Below are 19,206 nucleotides of genomic sequence, written 5' to 3'. Positions count from 1 at the left end.
GGGATGAGACGATGACGGTGATCAAGGCGGGGACCGTCTTTCCGGTTGCGCCGGCCGACGCCGGCGCGTCACTCGGCGCGCGGTACCGGGCCGGCATGGCCGGACTCGGCCGCGCGCAGAAGCCGGGCGAGGGGGTTCCCGCATACACGCGGTGGGTGAACCGGAGGCTGGCGCGCTATGCCGCCGCCGCGGGTTACGCCCTGGGCTGGACGCCCAACATGATGACCGCGGCGAGCGCGGCCTTCTCGGCGGTGGCGATCGCGCTGCTGATAGCGGTGCCGGCCGGGCCGGCCACCGGCGTCGCCATTGCGGTGTTGCTGGCCGTCGGCTACCTACTCGACTCAGCAGACGGGCAGGTGGCCAGGCTGCAGGGCAGCGGCAGCCCCGCCGGCGAGTGGCTGGACCACGTCGTGGACGCCATCCGCACGCCGGCGATCCACGTGGCGGTGCTGGTCGGGTTCTGGGCGATGGGGCAGCCGGCGTGGGTGCTCGCCGTGACCCTCGCCTACTGCCTCGTGAGCGTCGCCCAGTTCATGAGCCAGATCCTCGCCGAGCAGCTCGCCCGGTCCGCGAAGATCCCGCCGCCGCCGCCGAGCGGCAACCGGCAGTCGTTCGTGCTGATCCCCACCGACACGGGCACGTTCTGCTGGATGTTCCTGCTTTGGGGGTTCCCGCCGGCCTTCGTCGCCGCGTACACGATCATGTTCCTGCTGAACGCGGTGCACAGCGCGGTCTCGATGCGCCGCAAGTACCAGAAGCTGCGCCGGCCGCGCGTGGCCTGACCTGCCCCGCCCCGAAACGGACAGTTGCGGTCCGAACGGACAGGCACGCGCGTCCGTCTCGACCGGAAGCGTGCGTCTCGGCGGGAATCAGCCGGCGAAGAGGTCCATCGCGTCCATGAGTGCCTCCCGGATGCCCGGCTCGTCGAAGGCGTGCCCGGCATCCGGGATCAGCTGGAAGACGGCCTCGGGCCAGGCCCGGTGCAGGTCCCAGGCGGTGAACGCGGGCGTGCACATGTCGTAACGGCCCTGCACGATCACGGCGGGGATGTCACGCAGCTCGTGCGCGTCGCGGATCAGCTGGCCGGGCTCGAACCAGCCGCCGTGGCGGAAGTAGTGGTTCTCGATGCGCGCGAAGGCGACGGCGAACGAGGGCTCGGTGAAGCGGGCCACGGTCTCCGGTTGCGGGAGCAGTGTGATGGTGGACGACTCCCAGGTGGACCACGCGATGCCGGCGCGTTCCCGCACCTCCTGATTCGGGTCGTTGAGGAGCGCGCCGTAGGCCTTGATCATGCGGCCGCGCTCGTCCTCGGGCACCGGGGCGACGAACTCCTCCCACAGGTCGGGGAACACGGCAGCGGCGCCGCCCTCGTAGAACCAGTCGAGCTCCACGGGGCGCAGCGTGAAGATGCCGCGCAGCACCAGCTCGGTCACCCGGTCCGGGTGCGTCTCGGCGTATGCGAGGGCGAGCGTGCTGCCCCAGGAGCCGCCCGAGACGAGCCACCGGTCGATGCCGAGGTGTTCCCGGAGCTTCTCCATGTCGTCGACCAGGTGCCACGTCGTGTTGGTCGACAGGTCGGCATCCGCTTCGCTGGCGTGCGGCAGGCTGTGGCCGCAGCCGCGCTGGTCGAACAGCACGATGCGGTACTTCTCCGGGTCGAACAGGCGGCGCTGGGTGGGGCTCGATCCGCCGCCGGGGCCGCCGTGCAGGTAGACCGCCGGCTTGCCCTCCGGGTTGCCCGATACCTCCCAATAGATGCTGTTGCCGTCACCCACATCGAGCATGCCGGTGTCGTACGGTTCGATCTCGGGATAGAAGTCACGCATGGGTCGAGCTTATTGCCCGGGGTGATCCTTCTTTTTCCGGTCGCCCTTGTGAGCCTTCTCCGGCACGGGCTCCGCGCCCGACTCCCGCAGCCGGCGGTAGTAGTCCCGGGCCTCGTCCTGGCGTTCCCGCTCGATGCCGCTCGCGATCGGGGCACGCAGGTGGTCCTGCGTGTAGCCGAAGGCGTTCACGAGGTCGAGGGCGTGCGGGCGCAGGCGGGCGATGAGCCGGTCGGTGTAGGCGGTGACGGCGAGCGCACGCTGCGCGGAGAGCCGCCCGTGGATGAGGTACCAGGCGACGCGCTTCTCCACGAGGCCGAGCCCGAAGAGGTCGCGCAGCCACGTGAGCACCTGCTTCGTGCCCTCGTGCGTCGTCGACTCGACCGCCCGGGTGAACGCCTCCCACTGCAGCAGCTCCCCGTGCGCCCTGGCCGCCTCGATCAGCGCGTTCTGCTGCGAGTTGAACAGGTCAGCGGCCTCCTTCTTCGGCAGGTGGGTGGCGGGGCGCAGAACGGATGCGACGTCGGCGATCATCGTCTCCACCCGGTCGGTCAGCAGCTGGCGCTGTACCGCCGGGTCCCGCAGTGCACCGACGGAGCGGGCAGTGGAGCCGCGGTCGGCGACCGCCTGGGACAGCCGGCGCAGGCCCGAGCCGTGGTAGGCGCGACCGGTGGCCTGCTTGACGACGTAGCGGGCCAGGGCACCGGCATCCGCCTTGGCGAACTTGCGGCTGTAGTCGGTGAGCAGTCGCTTGGCGACCAGCTGCAGCAGCACGTTGTTGTCGCCCTCGAAGGTGGCGTAGATGTCGAGGTCGGCGCGGAGGCCGACGAGCCGGTTCGCGGCCATGAACCCGGCGCCGCCGCAGGCCTCGCGGGCCTCCTGCAGCGTGTCGATCGCGTGCCAGGTGGACAGCGGCTTCAGCGCGGCCGCGAGAGTCTCCAGGTCCTGGCGGTCCTCGTCCGTGTCGGCGGCGCCGCTGAACACGGCATCGAACTTGACGAGGAATTCGTCGTGGGCGAACGTCTGCGCGTAGGTCGTGGCCAGGCGCGGCAACAGCCGGCGTTGGTGCCGCTGGTAGTCGAGGATGACCTCCTCGTCGGTGTCGCTGCCCGCCGTGAACTGGCGGCGCTGGCTGGCGTAGGTGATCGCAATGGTGAGCGCGAGCGCCGACGCCTGGGTGGCGGAGCCGTCGAGGGAGACGCGCCCCTGCACGAGGGTGCCGAGCATGGTGAAGAACCGGCGCCCCGGGCTCGCGATGGGGCTGGTGTAGCTGCCGTCGACGGCGACGTCGCCGTAGCGATTGAGAAGGTTCGTGCGCGGGATGCGCACGTGGTCGAAGTGCAGGCGTCCGTTGTCGATGCCGTTCAGGCCGCCCTTGAGGTCGTCGTCCTCGCCGCCGACTCCGGGGAGGAAGGCGCCGGACGCGTCGCGGATGGGCACGTAGAAGGCGTGCACGCCGTGGTTCACGCCACCGGTGATCAGCTGGGCGAACACCACGGCGGCGATGCCGTCCTTGGCGGCGTTGCCGATGTACTCCTTCCATGCGGCGCGGAACGGCGTGTGGATGACGAATTCCTGGTCTTGCGGGTCGTAGGTCGCCGTCGTGCCGATGCTCGCGACATCCGACCCGTGCCCGATCTCGGTCATGGCGAACGCGCCGGGAACCTCGAGGCTCATGATGCCGGGCAGCAAGGTGTCGTGGTGCACGGCGGTGCCGAGGTGCAGTACGGCCGCGCCGAAGAGGCCCCACTGCACGCCGGCCTTGATCTGCAGGCTCGGGTCGGCGGTGACCAGCTCCTCGAAGCCAGCGATGTTGCCGCCATGGTCGTCCTGCCCGCCGAGGTGCGCGGGGAAGGCCCGGTGCACGTGGCCGTTGTCGGCGAGGCGCTGCATCTGCTCGAAGGCACGGGTGCGGTGATCGGCCATCGACAGGCCCGGGATGCCGTGGAACTCCGGCTTCGCCGTCATCTCCCGGGCGGCGAGGCGGACGTCCGCCCAGGTGCCGAGCAGCTGGCGGCGGAGGGAGTCGACGTCGACCGCTGGTCCGGACGGGTCGCCGAAGACCCGGATGGGGCCGGTGTCGACGCTCACGTCGGTGAGGCCCGTTCCGGTCCCCGCGTCGGATGCCCGGGTCGGGCCGATGTCCGTCTCTGTGGTGTTCGCGGCGCTCTGGGCGGTGTCAACCATCGTCGATCCTTCTCTTTCCGGGCGATGCGTGGGTCGGTCCCACGTTAGGTCGGCGCCGGGGAGCGCAGAAATGGTGCGTGAACCGGCTACAAAGAAGCCCGTGAGCGGAGGCATCCGTTGTGTAGGTTTCCACAACTCAGACGCGGAGACCGGCACCGAAACGGACAAACGAGGCGACCGGTGCGGTGGTGGTCGCGGGCGCCTTCCGGGGCATCCGCCGGACACGGTAGCCTCACTGCATGACTCGATACGCGGCGCTCCTGCGCGGGGTGAACGTCGGCGGGATCAACCTGAAGATGGCCGACGTGAAGGCGGTGTTCGAGGGCCTCGGCCTGGGCGGCGTGAAAACGGTGCTGGCCAGCGGCAACGTGTTGTTCGAGACCGATCTGTCGGCAGACGAGGTGCAGCCGCTGATCGAGCGGGCGCTCGGGGAACGGTTCGGGTACGAGGCGTGGGTGCAGGTGCACGGCATCGACGCGATCCGGGCGCTGCTGACCGGCTTTCCCTTCGACGCCGAACGCGACGGGTGGCATCCGTATGTCGTGTTCGTGGCTGACCCGGCCGTCGCCGGCGAGCTGCTCGCGATGCAGGACGAGCTCGACCCCGTGCGGGAGCAGATTCTCGCCGGGCCGGGCGTCGTCTACTGGACCGTCGAACGCGGCAGCACGCTCACGAGCGCGTTCGGCAAGGCGCTCGGCCGCGCCCGGTACAAGGCCGCGACGACGACGCGCAACCTGCGAACGCTGCAGAAGCTGGTCGCCTGATGGCCGTGGAGCGGGAGATCGTCTACTGCGCCGACGCCGGGGAGTGGGAGCGCTGGCTGGACGCGAACGGGGAGTCGTCGCCCGGGGTGCGGCTGGCGATCGCCAAGAAGGGGGCCGGCGTCTCGAGCGTGAGCTATTCGGATGCCGTCGACGTGGGCCTGTGCTTCGGGTGGATCGACGCGCAGAAGGGCCGCCTCGACGAGCGGTACTACGTGCAGCTGTTCACCCCGCGCCGGCCGGGGAGCATCTGGTCGCAGGTGAACCGGGAGCGCGTGCAGCGCTTGACGGATGCGGGGCGCATGCGGCCCGCCGGCGAGGCGGCGGTCGAGCAGGCGCGGGCGAACGGGCGCTGGGAGGCGGCCTACGCGTCACAGGGCAGCGCGGAGGTGCCTGCCGACCTGGCCGAGGCCCTCGCGGCGAGCCCCGAGGCGGCCGAGCTGTTCGCCCGGCTCGACAGCGCCAACCGCTACGCCATCATCTTCCGCATCGGAAACGTGAAGCGGGCGGAGACGCGTGCCCGCAAGATCGCGGACTACGTGGCGATGCTCGCCCGCGGCGAGACCATCCACCCGCGCAAGCCCTGACCCACGGCGCGGTGCCCGTGCCTTCGCGCGAAAACGCAGCGCGAGTGCGCGCGAACTGCTGCCTCGACCCCCCCCGAAGGCGGCAGAAAGCCCGCACCCGCGGAAGAGGGTGGAAGCGGAGGGCGCGCGAGTGCGCGCGAACTGCCGTCTCGCGGACGCCAAGGCGGCAGAAAGCGCGCACCCGCGGAAGAGGGTGGAAGCGGAGGGCGCGAACGGGGACGCGGGGGTGCGCGGGGTCAGGCGCGGGCGACGACGTCGAGGAGGGCCTGGCCGTAGGCGTCGAGCTTCTTCGCACCGATGCCGCTGATGCCGTTCAGGTCGGCGAGCGTGGACGGCTGCGCCGCGGCGACCGCGGCGAGGGTGGCGTCACCGAAGACGATGTAGGCGGGGACCCCCTGCTCGCGGGCCTCACCGGCGCGCCAGGCACGCAGCGCCTCGAACCGCTCGGCCTGTTCCGGGCTGAGGTCGGCCGCGGCGGCGCGTGTGCCGCCGCGGGAGCCGCGGCTGCCGCCGGCGGCGCGCTCGGGCCGGTCGGGTTCGCTGCGCAGCTGCACGCTGCGGGATCCGCTGAGAACGGATGCCGCGGCATCCGTCAGACCCAGCGTCCCGTACTCCCCCGACGCCGCGAGGATGCCCTGGGCCAGCAGCTGCCGCACGACGCCGCGCCACTGCTGGTCGCTGAGGTCGGCGCCGATGCCCCAGGTGCTGATCTGATCGTGCCGGTGCTGGGTGGTGCGCGGGGTGACCTTGCCGCGCAGGATGTCGATGAGCTGCCCGGCGCCGAAGCGCTGGTTGCGCTCGCGCTGCAGGCGCACCACGGTGGAGAGCAGCTTCTGGGCGGGGACGGTTCCGTCCCACGCCTCGGGCGGCGTGAGACAGGTGTCGCAGTTGCCGCACGGCTCGCTGGGCTGCCCGAAATAGCTCAGCAGGTTCACCCGCCGGCAATGCACCGTCTCGCAGAGCGCGAGCATCGCGTCGAGGTGCGCCGAGAGCTTGCGCCGGTGCGCGAGGTCGCCGGGCGACTCGTCGATCATGCGGCGCTGCTGTACGACGTCCTGCAGCCCGTACGCGAGCCAGGCAGTCGACGGGAGTCCGTCGCGACCCGCGCGGCCGGTCTCCTGGTAGTACCCCTCCACGCTCTTGGGCAGGTCGATGTGGGCGACGAAGCGCACATCGGGCTTGTCGATGCCCATGCCGAACGCGATCGTGGCGACGATGACCACGCCCTCCTCACGCAGGAAGCGCGCCTGGGTGGCGGCGCGCAGGCGCGCGTCGAGCCCGGCATGGTACGGGAGGGCGTTGACGCCGTTGGCGCGCAGGAACTCCGCCGTCTGCTCGACGCTCCGCCGACTGAGCGCATAGACGATGCCGGCGTCGCCGTCGTGCTCCGAGCGGATGAACGCCAGCACTTGCTTCCGCACCTCGGCCTTGTTCACGATGCGGTACTGGATGTTGGGCCGGTCGAAGCTCGCGACGAAGTGGCGCGCGTCGCCCAGCTGGAGCCGGGTGGTGAGCTCGCGGTGCGTGGCATCCGTTGCCGTCGCGGTGAGGGCGACCCGCGGCACGTCGGGCCAGCGGTCGGCGAGTTCGGAGAGCGCGAGGTAGTCGGGGCGGAAGTCGTGACCCCACTGCGAGACGCAGTGCGCCTCGTCGATGGCGAACAGCGCGATGGTGCCGCGCTCGAGGAATCGCTTGGTGGCCTCGGACGACAGCCGCTCGGGGGCGACGTAGAGCAGGTCGAGTTCGCCGGCCACGTAGGCGCGTTCCACCTGGGCGCGAGCGGCGGCGTCCTGCGAGGAGTTGAGGAACGCCGCGCGGACGCCGACGGCAGTGAGGGCGTCGACCTGGTCCTGCATCAGGGCGATCAGCGGCGAGATCACGACGCCGGTGCCCTCCCGCACGAGGGACGGCACCTGATAGCAGAGACTCTTGCCGCCGCCGGTGGGCATGAGCACAACGGCGTCGTTCCCGGCGATGAGCTGGTCGATGATCTCGGCCTGCTCGCCCCGGAAGCTGTCGTAGCCGAACACCTCGTGCAGTGCGTCGAGGGCCGAGGAGAAGCGGGGCGCCGCGGCTCGCGGAGTCACCGCGACCGTCGCGCCGGCGGTCGTGCTGCTGGCGGGGCTGCCCCAGCCCTCGTCGGGCGGCGGCGGCGCGTCGTAGTCGTCGGGCGGAACGAGGTCGTCAATGGCCCAGGGGGTCTCCGCGTTCCAACTCACGCGGCAACTCTACCGAGCGCTCCTGACAAGCCCCTGCGCCGGCCGCGCGTCCCCGGCGAAGGGGGCAGCGGATGCGTCAGGGGCGTCGGTAGCGCAGGAACCGGTACTCGAGGCCGGTGCGCGAGGTGAGCCAGCCCTCGTCGGGCTCGGAGGCCACGAGCTCCCACCCGTCGCGGGAGGGCGCGTGCGTGTCGCCCGGAACCTCGGACCGGATCTCGGTCACTTCGAGCACGTCAGCGCGGGGCATGACCATGCCGAAGATCTCGGCGCCCCCGATGACCCAGGCATCCGCTGTGCCGGCGAGCGCGAGCGCCGCGTCGACCGAGTGCGCCGTCTCGACGCCGTCGCTTCGCCAGTCGGCCTGCCGGGTGACGACGATGTTCCGCCGGCCGGGGAGCGGGCGGAACCGCGGGGGCAGCGAGTCCCAGGTGCGGCGCCCCATGATGACCGGGTTGCCGAGGGTGACCTGCTTGAAGTGGGCGAGGTCTTCGGGGAGGTGCCACGGCATGCTGCCCTCGTTGCCGATGACGCCGCCTGCGGCCTCCGCCCAGACCAGCCCGATGGTCATACGGCGACCGCGGCGCGGATGGCGGGGTGGTGCTGGTAGTTCTCGAGCTGGAAGTCGTCGTACTCGTAGTCGGCGATGCTGTCGCGGTGCCGGATGCTGAGCGTGGGCGCCGGGAACGGCTCCCGCGAGAGCTGCTCGGTCACCTGCTCCACATGGTTGTCATAGATGTGGCAGTCCCCGCCGGTCCAGACGAAGTCGCCGAGCTCGAGGCCCACCTGGTCGGCGACCATCTGGGTGAGCAGCGCGTAGCTGGCGATGTTGAACGGCACGCCGAGGAAGAGGTCGGCGCTGCGCTGGTAGAGCTGGCAGGAGAGCTTGCCGTCGGCGACGTAGAACTGGAAGAGGGCGTGGCACGGGGCCAGGGCCATCTGCGGGATGTCTGCGACGTTCCATGCCGACACGATCATCCGCCGTGAATCGGGGTTGGTGCGGAGCGTCTCGATGACCTGGGAGATCTGGTCGACGTGCGCGCCGTCGGGCGTGGGCCAGGAACGCCACTGCACCCCGTAGACCGGGCCGAGGTCGCCGTCGGCGTCGGCCCACTCGTCCCAGATGGTCACGCCGTGCTCGCGCAGCCAGCCCACGTTGCTCTCACCGCGGAGGAACCAGAGCAGTTCGTAGGCGATCGACTTGAAGTGCACGCGCTTGGTGGTGATGAGCGGGAACCCCGCCGCGAGGTCGAAGCGCAGCTGGCGTCCGAACACGCTCCGGGTACCGGTGCCGGTGCGATCGTCCTTGTGACTGCCGTTCGCGAGAACGTCACGCAGGAGGTCTTCGTACGGCGTCGGGATCGTCTGGGCCATGCCCTGATCGTACCGGAGCGCGTTCGGACGTACGCCTTACTCGCGGGGCACGGCGGGCTTCCGGCGCACCAGCACGAGGGTGACCACCACCGCGACGAGCACGACGAGCACGGCGCCGCCGATCCACACCACGTCGACGAGCGCGGCCTTGGCCGCGTCACCGCTCGTGGCCGCGCCGCCCGCGTCGCCGGACCCGTCAGGCGCGGCCGTTGCCGTGCCCTCGCCAGCCGCGTCGGTCGCGGTCTTCCCGCAGGTCGGCGGGGCGCTCTTCCCGGCGGCGAGCTTCTGGTCGGCGTTGGGTTTCCAGGTGAAGGTGAAGCTGTCCGACACCGAGTGTCCGTCGGTGGAGATCACCTGCCAGCTCACCGTGTACTCGCCGGGCTGGCCCAGCGCGGCCTCCGCCTCGATGGTGGGCCCGAACACCGTGACGCATCCGTCACCGTAATACAGCGGATGCTCCGCGGGGCCGGACACCTGGATGCCCATGCCGCCGTTGAGGCCGTCGACGGCCAGGAGGTCGTCGTTCGTCGTGACGGAGATCACGTCGGGCTGCGTCGTCACGACCGCGCCCGCCTCGGGCGTGGAGCTGACCTCGTAGTTGTGCGCAGAGGCGGGCGCCGCGAACACCCCGAGCGCGGCGCCCGAGAGGAGCACCGCCGCACCGAGTCGGCCCAGCCATCGTTTCCTGGTCGCCATGGTCCCGACCCTACGCCCGGCGCCGGGCGGTCAGTGCGACCACGATTCCGACGGCGCCGACCACGAGACCGCCGATGCCGAGCACGCGCGCGAGGATGTCGTCGCCGGCTGTCGGCGTGGCCTGGCTTGCCGCATCCGTTGCCGGCGCGGCCTGCACGGCCTGCGCGGCGTCGCCGTCGCCGTCATCGGAGTGCTCGCCGGGCGTCGCCGCCGTCACCGTGACGGCCGGCGCGGGGTGCTCGGGCTCCTCGGCGCCGGCCTTCTGGGTCTCGTTCCACTCGACGGTGCCGGACTCGCAGGCCTGGAGCACCGGGAACTGCAGGCTTTCGCCGGCGGCGTCGGCGGGCAGCGGCACGCTCAGCGCGAAGGTGTCGCGCAGCCCGTCGGCCAGCGGGGTGTCGGCGGTGTAGCGGATGCTGCCGGTGCGGGTGGTGATGGTGTTGCCGTGTCCGTCGTCGAGAGGCTTGTCGAGGTCGACGGCCACCTTTTCGACGTTCCAGCCCGCCTTGGCGGTGGGGGTGACGCCGGTGATGCCCTTGGGGATCTCGATCGAGATCGCGGTCGTGGCCGAGCCGTCGCAGCCGTGCGGCAGCGTGAAGGTGAGCACGGCGGAGGAGCCGGCCGGGGCCGACGACGGGTCGACGTGGATGTGGGCGCTGGCGGAGAGTGGAACGGCGACGGCAAGCAGGGCGCCGGCGGCGAGTCCGGTGGCGGCGCGGGCAGGTGTGCGAAGTTTCATGACGAGTCCTAGGGTCTTCCCGCGGGCCGCCATGATGGCCGCGCGCGGGTCAAGCTGATAAGAGGTGTGCGGTGCGCCGGAAAGCGCCGGCGAGCGCGGGTGGCCCCCGGTGCCGCATGGGCGAGATCAACGCCTCGCGTGGCGAGCCGGCGGCGATGGGGGCGGCGTGGACCGACTGCCGGGGTGACGACGGCGCGATGGCGCCGGCGAGGCGAGGGAGCAGGATGCGGATGGCCAGTCGCGCCGTGGCGAGGAGCCTCTGAATGGCGCTTTCGCCGTGCCGCAGGGCCAGGATCGTCACGATCGCGGCTGCGGCGTGCGCCGCGATCATTCCGTCGCTGCCGAGGCCGCCGTGCACGCTCCCTGGAGCCATCGGGGCGCTCGTCACGACCGAGACGGCGGCGGCGTGGTGGTGAGCGCCGTCTGGTGCGCGCTGCACGAGGGTGGTCGCAGCCGTGCCGGATGCTCCCGTCAGGAGGAACAGACCGTGGAAGACGAGCTGGCTCGCCCCCACCGCCACGCTCGTGCGCCACAGCGACTGCGCGGGGCCCGTCATGCCGATGCAGATGATGCCGGCGAACGCGAGCGAGACGACGATGGCCAGGGCGCCGGGTGCGCCGCCACCGGCGAAGGTGTGGGAGAGGGCTGCGACGAACGTGGCGAAGGCCGCTGCCGCCCAGCCGCGGAAGAAGCGCGACCATCGTGTGGTCATGCCGTTCCGGTCGGTGCTCACCCTGCCACCCTACCGGGGAGGATCGCCGCAACCTGTGGGGCGCCGAGACGGCGGCCCCACAGGTGCCTGTCGCGCGCTCTCTCGGCCTCAAACCCGAATTGAAGCGGAGAGAGCGAGCGGCTACGCACGAAGCGTGCCAGCGACATCTGCAGGTTAGAACTTCCCGGGTCGAAAGCCGGAAACGACACGCCGGAGAATCATTTGCCTTGCCGGACGCGAAAGGGGCACCCGCGCGGGGTGCCCCTTTCCTTGCGCGTGCGTCTGGCCTACAGGCTCGCGAGGTCGGCGACGGCCTGGTCGCCGGGTGCCGCGGAGACGAAGCTCGCCTCGATCTCGGCGCGCTCCAGCAGGTCGTCCATGCGGCGGCGGCGCTGCTTCGGGATGAGCGTCACGACGGTTCCGGCCTTGCCCGCGCGACCGGTGCGGCCGGCGCGGTGCAGGTAGGTCTTGTACTCGTCGGGAGCGTCGGCCTGGATCACGAGATCGATGTCGTCGACGTGGATGCCGCGGGCTGCGACATCCGTTGCCACCAGCACGTTGACCCGGCCGCTGGTGAGCAGCTGCAGGTTGCGCGTGCGGCGCGACTGGTTGAGGTCGCCGTGCAGGCTCGTGGCGCGAATGCCGGCGTCCTCGAGCTGGTCGGCCAGCTGCTCGGCGAACGCTCGGGTGCGGCTGAAGATGAGCGTCTTGCCCTCCCGGTCGGCGAGCTGCTCGATGATCGCGCTCTTATCGCGGTGCTCGACCACGAAGACGCGGTGGTCGATCGTGGACGACGCCTGGTCTTCACCGGCGACCTCGTGCACCGACGGGTTCTTGAGGAATTCGTCGACGAGCATGGCCACACCCTTGTCGAGGGTCGCCGAGAACAGCAGCTTCTGGCCGCCCTCCTTGGTCTGCTTCAGGATGCGCTGCACCGGCTCGAGGAAGCCCAGGTCGCACATGTGGTCGGCCTCGTCGAGCACCGTGACCATCACGTCGCTGAGGTCGAGCCGCCCCTGGTCGATGAGGTCCTCGATGCGGCCGGGGGTGCCGATGATGATGTCGACACCGCGCTGCAGAGCGCTCACCTGGCGGTACTGCGGAACGCCGCCGTAGATCTGCGTGGTGAAGAGGCCAACACTCCGGGCGATCGGCTGCACGGTGCGGTCGATCTGCAACGCGAGCTCGCGAGTCGGCGCGAGGATGAGCGCGCGGGGCTTGCGGCCCATCTTGCGGTTCTTGCCGCCCTCGTTCTCCATCAGCTTCTCCACCAGCGGAGCGCCGAAGGCGATGGTCTTGCCGGAGCCCGTGCGGCCGCGGCCGAGCACGTCGCGGCCGGCCAGCACGTCGGGGATGGTCGCCGCCTGGATCGGGAACGGGCTCGGGGCGCCGAGAAGGCCGAGCTCACGCACGATGTTCGAGCCGAGTCCGAGGTCGGCCCAGCTCACGCCCACGACATCGGATGCCGTGGTCGCCTGCGCTTCGAGGCGCTCAAGCACCACGTCGTCATCAGCCGTGAACCGGGGCTTCTCGTCTTTGCGAGAGTAGGACGAAGTGTCTCCACCCTCACTGCGAGGGGCGCGGTTGTCACGGTCGAAGTCACGACGCGGGGGACGCTCGTCGAAGCTGCGGCGGGGACGGTCGGCGAAGTCGGAGCGCGCCGGGCGATCGTTGTACGACGGGCGCTCGCTACGGGCGGGACGCTCGTTGTACGACGGTCGCTCGCCGCGGGCGGGACGGTCGTTGTACGACGGGCGCTCGCTACGGGCGGGGCGATCACCGTACGACGGACGCTCGCCACGGGCGGGACGGTCGTTGTACGACGGGCGATCACCGTACGACGGACGTTCGCCACGGGCCGGACGGTCGCCGTACGTCGGACGCTCACCGCGCTGGGGACGGTCGCCGTACGAGGGGCGCTCGCTACGGGCAGGACGGTCGCCGTACGACGGACGCTCGCTACGGGCAGGACGGTCGCCGTACGACGGACGCTCGCTGCGGGCAGGACGGTCACCATACGACGGACGCTCGCTACGGGCAGGACGGTCACCATACGACGGACGCTCACCACGCTGGGGACGGTCACCGTACGAGGGGCGCTCGCCCCGCTGCGGACGGTCACCGTAGGACGGACGCTCCGCGCGGGCTCCATACGCGGGACGCTCGGCCCGCTCGCCATAGGAGGGACGCTCGGTGCGCTCCGCCGGCCGGCCGGCAGCACGGGCTGCACGTTCGTCGGCGTTCCAGCGCTGCTTCTTGGGCGCACCCTCGTCTGCACGGTAACCGCGGTGGCCGGGGCTCTTGCTTCCCGGCTTCACGCCACCCCTGGCCGGGCGGCCGTAGGCGGGATCGAAGTTCTTGGCCGCGCGACCGGCGGCTGGCTTCTTGCTCTTGGGCATAGAAATATTCCTGGGTTGTTCTTGATGCATGGCAGAACAACGCCGCGAAGCGACGCAACCTGAAGAACCCGGGCAGTCAATGGCCGGGACCGTTCACATACAGTGATTTTTCGCCAACTGTCTGTTGGGAAACCGGCCCACCTGACTTACAAACCCATCCGCGAACATAGCGGTGTCAAGAGCCGACCTGCCTACGTTACCCGACACTCGCCCAAATGTCACGGAAAACGTCCCCCGCCCGTCTCCGCCCGTCTCCGCCCGTTCCCGCCCCTTCTCGCGAGTGCGGAGTTTCTGCCGGGCGAGAACCGCGATACCGGCAGAAACTCCGCACCCGCCAGACCCCCCGGTTGGGCGATTGGCAATGGGCAACGGATGCGAATACTCTCAGTGCACACAACGTGCAGACGCCGCACGCTGGCTTGCCCCGCACCACCAGCACACACGCAATGACGCGTAACCCGAAAGTCCCTTGTGAAGTCGTCCCGACTGTTCCCGCGCCGCCTGCTCGCGTCCCGGCACCGGCGCGCCCGGCTCCTCACCATCGCCGGCTCCGGCGTCGTCGCCGTCGTCGGCGCGGCGGTACTCGTCGGCTTCCACACCGAACTGCACCCGATCACCCCGGCCGGCGGCACAGCGAGCGAACTGACGACCCGCCAGGTGGTCGGCATCCGCACCTTCACCCAGCCCGCCGAGGGCATCACCGTGACGCCCGACGTCGTCTACGGCACCCAACCCGACGGGTCCCTCCTCACCCTCGACGTCTGCACTCCCGCGGTGCGCGCGGGCGCACGGTCGCCGCTGGCCCCCGCGGTGCTCTCCATTCACGGCGGAAGCTGGGCGCGCGGCGACAAGGGAAACTCCGACTGGCGCGGCGTCTGCGAATGGCTCGCCACCGAGGGTTTCGTCGCGTTCTCGGTCAACTACCGCCTGTCGCCGGCGGCCGTCTTTCCCGCCGCCATCGACGACGTGAGCCTGGCGGTGGAGTGGCTCCGCACTCCCTCCGTCTCTGACAGGTACCGCATCGATCCGCGCCGGATCGGCGTCTTCGGCGGCTCGGCCGGCGGCAACCTGGCCGCGCTCCTCGGCGCTCGCGGTTCCGGGCCGCTCACCGAGGGGTCCCGGGTCGCGGCCGTGGCCGAGCTCTCCGGACCGATCGACCTCCGGGCCCGCCAGCTCGCGGCCGACGGCACGGCGCCCAGCCTGCAGCACAGCGTGCTCGATTACCTCGGCTGCGAGCCGGCCGACCCGTGCCCGCAGGCCGCGGAGGCGTCCGCCACCACCCAGCTCGACGTGAGCGACCCGCCGGTCTTCCTCGCGACATCCGCCGACGACTACGTGCCGGCGGCCCAGGCCACTCGGTACGCGGGCGAACTCGAGCGGCACGGCATCCGTCACGACGTCGTGACCGTGCCCGGCGCGCTGCACTCCATCGGCATCCTCGACCAGGCGATGCGCGCGAGAGTCGCCGCGTTCCTGCACGACACCCTGGGTCGCTGACCCACCGGTCGACCCGGCAGATTGCCGGGTGGCGGGGCTTGCCGCGTTTCCCGCGTCCTGCTGCACTGGGCATGTGCACAAGGAGACAGCGTGACCATCGGCAGCGACGAGGTGCAGGCGGCGGCCGAGGAGCGCTTCGGCTGGGACGACCTGCACGCCGGGCAGCTCGAAGCCATCACGGCGGCCGTCAACGGATGCGACGTGCTCGCGGTCATGCCCACCGGCTACGGCAAATCGGCGATCTACCAGGTCGCGGCCACGCTCATCGACGGCCCGACGCTCATCGTCTCCCCGCTCATCGCCCTGCAGGCCGATCAGGTCGCCGGCATCACGGCGGCGGAGGACGCGCCCGACGCCGTCGCCGTGAACTCGGCCCAGTCCGCGCGCACGAACGCCGATGCCTGGGAGGCCCTGTCGACGAAAGACGCGGAGTACCTCTTCCTCGCCCCCGAGCAGCTGGCGAAAGACGACGTCATCGAACGCCTCAAGCATCTCGGTGTCTCGCTGTTCGTGGTCGATGAGGCCCACTGTGTGTCGAGCTGGGGGCATGACTTCCGGCCGGACTACCTCCGCCTGGGCGAGGTGATCGAGCGGCTCGGCCACCCGACGGTCGTCGCCCTCACCGCTACGGGCTCGCCGCCCGTGCGCGAAGAGATCGTGGAACGCCTGGGCCTGCGGGACGCTCTCGTGCTCACGCGCGGCTTCGACCGGCCGAATCTGCGTCTCGAGGTGGTGCGGCACGCGGAGGACAAGGAGAAGCGTCGTGCCGTCGTGGAGCAGGTGGTCGAGCTGCCGAAGCCGGGCCTCGTCTACGTGGCCACCCGCAAGGACACCGAGCGCTACGCCGAGGAGCTGGCCGGGCAGGGCCTCCGGGTGGCGGCGTACCACGCCGGGCTCACGGCGTCCGAGCGCACGGTGACACACGAAGCCTTCCACGCCGACGAGGTCGACGTTGTGGTTGCGACCTCCGCGTTCGGCATGGGCATCGACAAGCCGAACGTGCGCTTCGTCGTTCACGCCGCCATCCCCGAGTCCATCGACGCCTATTACCAGGAGATCGGGCGCGCGGGGCGCGACGACGAACCGGCCACGACAACGCTGCACTACCGCGCCGAGGACCTCGGCCTCCGCACCTTCTTCAACTCCGGCACCCCCGACCACGGCGACCTCGCCCGGGCATACCGGGCGGTGGCGGCAGCGGATGCGCCGATCCGCGTCTCGGCGGTCGGCGCGGCCCTCGACGTGACGACGCGCCGCGCCTCGAACCTGCTCAACCTGCTGGAGGAGGCGGGACTCGTGGACAGCGACCGGCGCGGGGTGCGGGCCACGGCATCCGTCGACCCCGGCGAAGCGGCGACGCTCGCCACCGAGGTCGCCGAGTCGCGGGAGCGCATCGAACAGTCGCGGATCGCCATGATGCGCAGCTACGCCGAGACCAGCCGCTGCCGGCGGCAATTCCTGCTCGGCTACTTCGGGGAGGACCTCGCCGAGCCGTGCGGCAACTGCGACACGTGCACCTCCGGCTCCGCCTATGAAACGGATGCTTCGGCACCGGCCCCGAGCGACGCCGCGCGTGAGCACGGCGCGGTCGGCTTCCCTCCCGAGACCACCGTGCGGCACCGCGAGTGGGGCCCCGGCACGGTCATGAGCGTGGAGGACGACCGCATCACGGTCTTCTTCGAGGAAGAGGGGTACAAGGTGCTCTCACTGGACGCGATCCGCGAGCACGACCTCCTCGACGTGGTGTGACGCGCCAGCCGCGGAGCAACATTCCAAACTTCTGAGAACCGGCGTAACTTTTTCGCCCCCGGCGTCGATTACTCAGGTGTAGGCGCGACCGCACCTGCACATAGAGTTTGTCCACAGATCACATTCGGGGGATTCATGCTTCTCATCACCACTCTGCTCAGCAGCAAGATCAGCGCTGCGGTGCTCACCGCGGGCGTCGTCGTCGCCGGCGGCACGGGCGTCGCGGCCTACGCCGAGGTCCTGCCGGAGCCGCTGCAGCAGGCCGCGCACGACGTGATCGGCGCGCCCGCCCCCGAAGCCGAAGCCGACGCCGACGCCGACGCGACGACCGAAGCGGATGTCGATGCCGACGCCTCCGAGTCCACCGACGCCTCCGAGTCCACGGCCGCCTCCGAGTCCACGGCCGTCGAGACGGATGGCACCGAGTCTGACGACGCCGCAGCCGTCGACGGCACGACCGACGGCACGGCAACCGTCGACGACGAAACCGACGACGCGACCGCCCCGGTCGGCCCCGACGCCACCGGCCCGGCCGCGCACGGACTCTGCGAGGCGTACACGCACGGCGGCCTCTCGATCACCTCGGTCGCCTACGCCTCCCTCGAGACGGCAGCCGGCGGTGCGGACGGCATCGTCGACTACTGCGCCTCCATCCCGGCGCCTGGCCACTCGGCTGAGCACAAGGCGGCCCGCGCGGCACACGCCCCGAAGAGGACCACCGAGGACGACGCGACCGCTGGTGACGAAACCGCAGACGACGCGGCGGCTGACGTCGAGGTGGAAGCCACCGTCGACGCGACCGACGACGCCGTAGTGAATGCCCCCAAGGCGAAGGCACACGGTGCCGCCCACAAGGCCGCGAAGGCCGCGAAGGCCGACCGCCGGTAGCACGCCGATCCATGGCCCCGATGAGGGGCCGCCGGCAGGACCAGGGTGAGCAGCAAGTGACGAGCACGTCGGTGTGGGACGTCGTCGATCGACGACGTCCCGCTCGGCGTGCGGCCGGGGCGCTGGCACCGGCATCCGCTGAGCCGTCGACCGTGACGTTCGATGAGCTGTACCGCACCTTCTCGCCCGCCGTCTGCGGCTACCTGACGGCCCAGCGCGTCGATGATCCCGAGGCCACGACCCACGACGTCTTCCTGGCGGTGCTTCCCCGCATCGAGTCCCTGCGTGGCGGTACAGAGGGGGCGAAGTCGTTGCTCTTCACCATTGCCCACGCGCGCGTGGTCGATCACTGGCGCCGCCGGTCTCGCATCCCGGCCGCGCTTGAGTACGAGCCCGACCTCGATGTGCGCACCAGCCCGTCTGCCGAGGAACTCGCCGTCGACGGATCCAGTGTGCTCAGCCTGCTCCGGGTGCTGAGTCCCGAGCAGCGTGAGGTCCTCCTCCTCCGCATCGTCGCCGACCTTTCCCTGGAGCAGGTTGCCCAGATCATGGAGAAGTCGGTCGGATCCATCAAACAACTTCAGCGCCGCGCCCTGGCCGCCCTGAAGAAACAGCCCGCCATCGAAAGCTGGGGAACGCCATGAACACCCGATTCAGCAGGCATGATGAGCACGTCGTCGACACGGTGCTGTCCGAAGCCGGAGGAACGCAGTCGGACGGGCTGCGGAACGCCCTGTTGGAACTGCGTGGCTTCGCCCACGCCCCGGCGCTCTCCTCGGAGCTGCACGCGCGCGAGACCGCCCCGGCCATCGATCTCGGCAGGGCGCGACGGGCTCGCCGCCGGGTGGGCCTGACCTCGTTGGCCGTCGTCGCCGCGATGGGGCTCGGCGTCGGAGCAGCGGCGGCCGCGAGCCCCGACTTCCGCGACTCCGCGCAGGAGACCGTCGCCGGCCTCATCAGCAGCCTGGCCGCCGCCCCTTCCGCGCCCGCCGAGACCGAGCTGCCCGAACCAACCGCCGCGCCCACGGCGCCGCCCGTCGCGCCCGCCGCCCCGCCGGCCCCTGAACACGTGCGGTCCGCAACTCCGGATGCCCCACACTCGGACGCCGGCACCGCCGCAAAGCCCGGCCGCAGCGAGGAAGCGCTCAGGCGGCAGGGACCGACGCTCCCCAAGCTCCCCGAGCAGGCATCGCGCGCGACTCCGGCAGCCCGGGTGCCCGACCACGCAGCACCCTCCGCAGGGATCCCCCGCAGCCCGCACGTTCCGGCCTCGCCCGGCACGGCCCACAAGACCAAGCAGGACGAGGTCGCCTCCGTCGGCACCGCGCACGAGACGGCGGAGGACGAGGACGACTCCGCGGGGAAGGGACGCGGGTCCCGGTAGCCCTGCCCGCCCTCCCCAGCTGCGCGGGCTGAACGCCGCTGCGCGGGCTGAATTCGACCCGCGGAGCGGCGTTCGACCCGCGGTTCTCCGAAACCGACGACCGGAGTTTCGCTCATGTCTTGTGGGGCGAAGCGGGGGCGTGAAATACTAGCGCCACCCCGGCGACCCGAGCCGGACATCCATCACCCGAAATG

The 19,206-nt window shown here is 70.9% G+C and carries 17 protein-coding genes; 8 read left to right on the top strand and 9 right to left on the bottom strand.

Features of this window, described 5'->3' with window-relative positions; genetic code table 11:
- The first annotated feature begins 11 nt into the window (after positions 1 to 11).
- On the top strand, positions 12 to 782 hold the full coding sequence (locus tag EEJ31_RS00915) for a CDP-alcohol phosphatidyltransferase family protein (RefSeq protein ID WP_233563655.1): 771 nt from the start codon (positions 12 to 14) through the stop codon (positions 780 to 782).
- An 87-nt stretch (positions 783 to 869) separates the two neighbouring features.
- Here EEJ31_RS00915 and pip read toward each other — a convergent pair whose 3' ends face one another.
- Both pip and EEJ31_RS00905 read right to left on the bottom strand, forming a co-directional pair.
- Entirely contained in the window at positions 870 to 1,826 is a 957-nt protein-coding gene (gene pip / locus EEJ31_RS00910) for a prolyl aminopeptidase (RefSeq protein ID WP_123044396.1), read from the bottom strand.
- 9 nt (positions 1,827 to 1,835) lie between these two features.
- A complete protein-coding gene (locus EEJ31_RS00905) occupies positions 1,836 to 4,010 on the bottom strand; it encodes an acyl-CoA dehydrogenase family protein (protein ID WP_123044395.1) in 2,175 nt (724 codons plus the stop codon).
- A 239-nt stretch (positions 4,011 to 4,249) separates the two neighbouring features.
- Between EEJ31_RS00905 and EEJ31_RS00900 the strand changes: the two genes are divergently transcribed.
- Entirely contained in the window at positions 4,250 to 4,774 is a 525-nt protein-coding gene (locus EEJ31_RS00900; RefSeq protein WP_123044394.1) for a DUF1697 domain-containing protein, read from the top strand.
- Entirely contained in the window at positions 4,774 to 5,358 is a 585-nt protein-coding gene (locus EEJ31_RS00895; RefSeq protein WP_123044393.1) for a YdeI/OmpD-associated family protein, read from the top strand. Before EEJ31_RS00900 ends, EEJ31_RS00895 begins: the two co-directional genes overlap by 1 nt.
- A gap of 236 nt (positions 5,359 to 5,594) precedes the next feature.
- Here the strand turns inward: EEJ31_RS00895 and recQ are convergent, their stop codons facing one another.
- The 7 genes from recQ to EEJ31_RS00860 form a co-directional block, all read right to left on the bottom strand.
- The gene (gene recQ / locus EEJ31_RS00890; protein ID WP_123044392.1) at positions 5,595 to 7,577 is read right to left on the bottom strand and encodes a DNA helicase RecQ; all 1,983 of its coding nucleotides are present in this window, start codon (positions 7,575 to 7,577) and stop codon (positions 5,595 to 5,597) included.
- Positions 7,578 to 7,653: 76 nt separating this feature from the next.
- Positions 7,654 to 8,145: a dihydrofolate reductase gene (locus EEJ31_RS00885; RefSeq protein WP_123044391.1), complete on the bottom strand. Its 492-nt coding sequence runs from the start codon at positions 8,143 to 8,145 to the stop codon at positions 7,654 to 7,656.
- A complete protein-coding gene (locus EEJ31_RS00880; RefSeq protein WP_123044390.1) occupies positions 8,142 to 8,948 on the bottom strand; it encodes a thymidylate synthase in 807 nt (268 codons plus the stop codon). The genes EEJ31_RS00885 and EEJ31_RS00880 overlap by 4 nt, the downstream gene beginning before the upstream one ends.
- Before the next feature lie 36 nt (positions 8,949 to 8,984).
- Positions 8,985 to 9,644 (bottom strand): copper resistance CopC family protein, encoded by a 660-nt coding sequence (locus EEJ31_RS00875; RefSeq protein ID WP_123044389.1) that lies wholly within the window; start codon positions 9,642 to 9,644, stop codon positions 8,985 to 8,987.
- A 10-nt stretch (positions 9,645 to 9,654) separates the two neighbouring features.
- Positions 9,655 to 10,383 (bottom strand): YcnI family copper-binding membrane protein, encoded by a 729-nt coding sequence (locus EEJ31_RS00870; protein ID WP_158603871.1) that lies wholly within the window; start codon positions 10,381 to 10,383, stop codon positions 9,655 to 9,657.
- Between the two features lie 49 nt (positions 10,384 to 10,432).
- Positions 10,433 to 11,116: a hypothetical protein gene (locus EEJ31_RS00865; protein ID WP_123044387.1), complete on the bottom strand. Its 684-nt coding sequence runs from the start codon at positions 11,114 to 11,116 to the stop codon at positions 10,433 to 10,435.
- A 266-nt stretch (positions 11,117 to 11,382) separates the two neighbouring features.
- Positions 11,383 to 13,494 carry a DEAD/DEAH box helicase gene (locus tag EEJ31_RS00860; RefSeq protein WP_123044386.1) on the bottom strand — a complete coding sequence of 704 codons (2,112 nt, stop codon included), beginning with the start codon at positions 13,492 to 13,494 and terminating at the stop codon, positions 11,383 to 11,385.
- Between the two features lie 471 nt (positions 13,495 to 13,965).
- Here EEJ31_RS00860 and EEJ31_RS00855 point away from each other — a divergent pair, with 471 nt between their 5' ends.
- From EEJ31_RS00855 to EEJ31_RS00835, 5 genes are all read left to right on the top strand, one after another.
- The gene (locus tag EEJ31_RS00855; protein ID WP_123044385.1) at positions 13,966 to 14,991 is read left to right on the top strand and encodes an alpha/beta hydrolase; all 1,026 of its coding nucleotides are present in this window, start codon (positions 13,966 to 13,968) and stop codon (positions 14,989 to 14,991) included.
- A gap of 90 nt (positions 14,992 to 15,081) precedes the next feature.
- Positions 15,082 to 16,740, top strand: a complete 1,659-nt coding sequence (locus EEJ31_RS00850; RefSeq protein WP_233563654.1) for a RecQ family ATP-dependent DNA helicase — start codon at positions 15,082 to 15,084, stop codon at positions 16,738 to 16,740.
- 135 nt (positions 16,741 to 16,875) lie between these two features.
- Complete coding sequence (locus EEJ31_RS00845) at positions 16,876 to 17,628, top strand: protein tyrosine phosphatase (RefSeq protein WP_123044384.1); 753 nt, start codon at positions 16,876 to 16,878, stop codon at positions 17,626 to 17,628.
- Between the two features lie 11 nt (positions 17,629 to 17,639).
- Entirely contained in the window at positions 17,640 to 18,272 is a 633-nt protein-coding gene (locus EEJ31_RS00840; protein WP_233563653.1) for an RNA polymerase sigma factor, read from the top strand.
- Positions 18,269 to 19,012, top strand: a complete 744-nt coding sequence (locus tag EEJ31_RS00835; RefSeq protein WP_123044383.1) for a hypothetical protein — start codon at positions 18,269 to 18,271, stop codon at positions 19,010 to 19,012. The genes EEJ31_RS00840 and EEJ31_RS00835 overlap by 4 nt, the downstream gene beginning before the upstream one ends.
- The last annotated feature ends 194 nt before the right edge of the window (positions 19,013 to 19,206 follow it).

The organism is Cryobacterium tepidiphilum, assembly GCF_003716325.1.
Taxonomy (GTDB): domain Bacteria; phylum Actinomycetota; class Actinomycetes; order Actinomycetales; family Microbacteriaceae; genus Cryobacterium; species Cryobacterium tepidiphilum.
The sequence above is the reverse complement of the archived record's forward strand: the minus strand, read 5'-3'. Positions and strand labels throughout refer to the sequence as shown.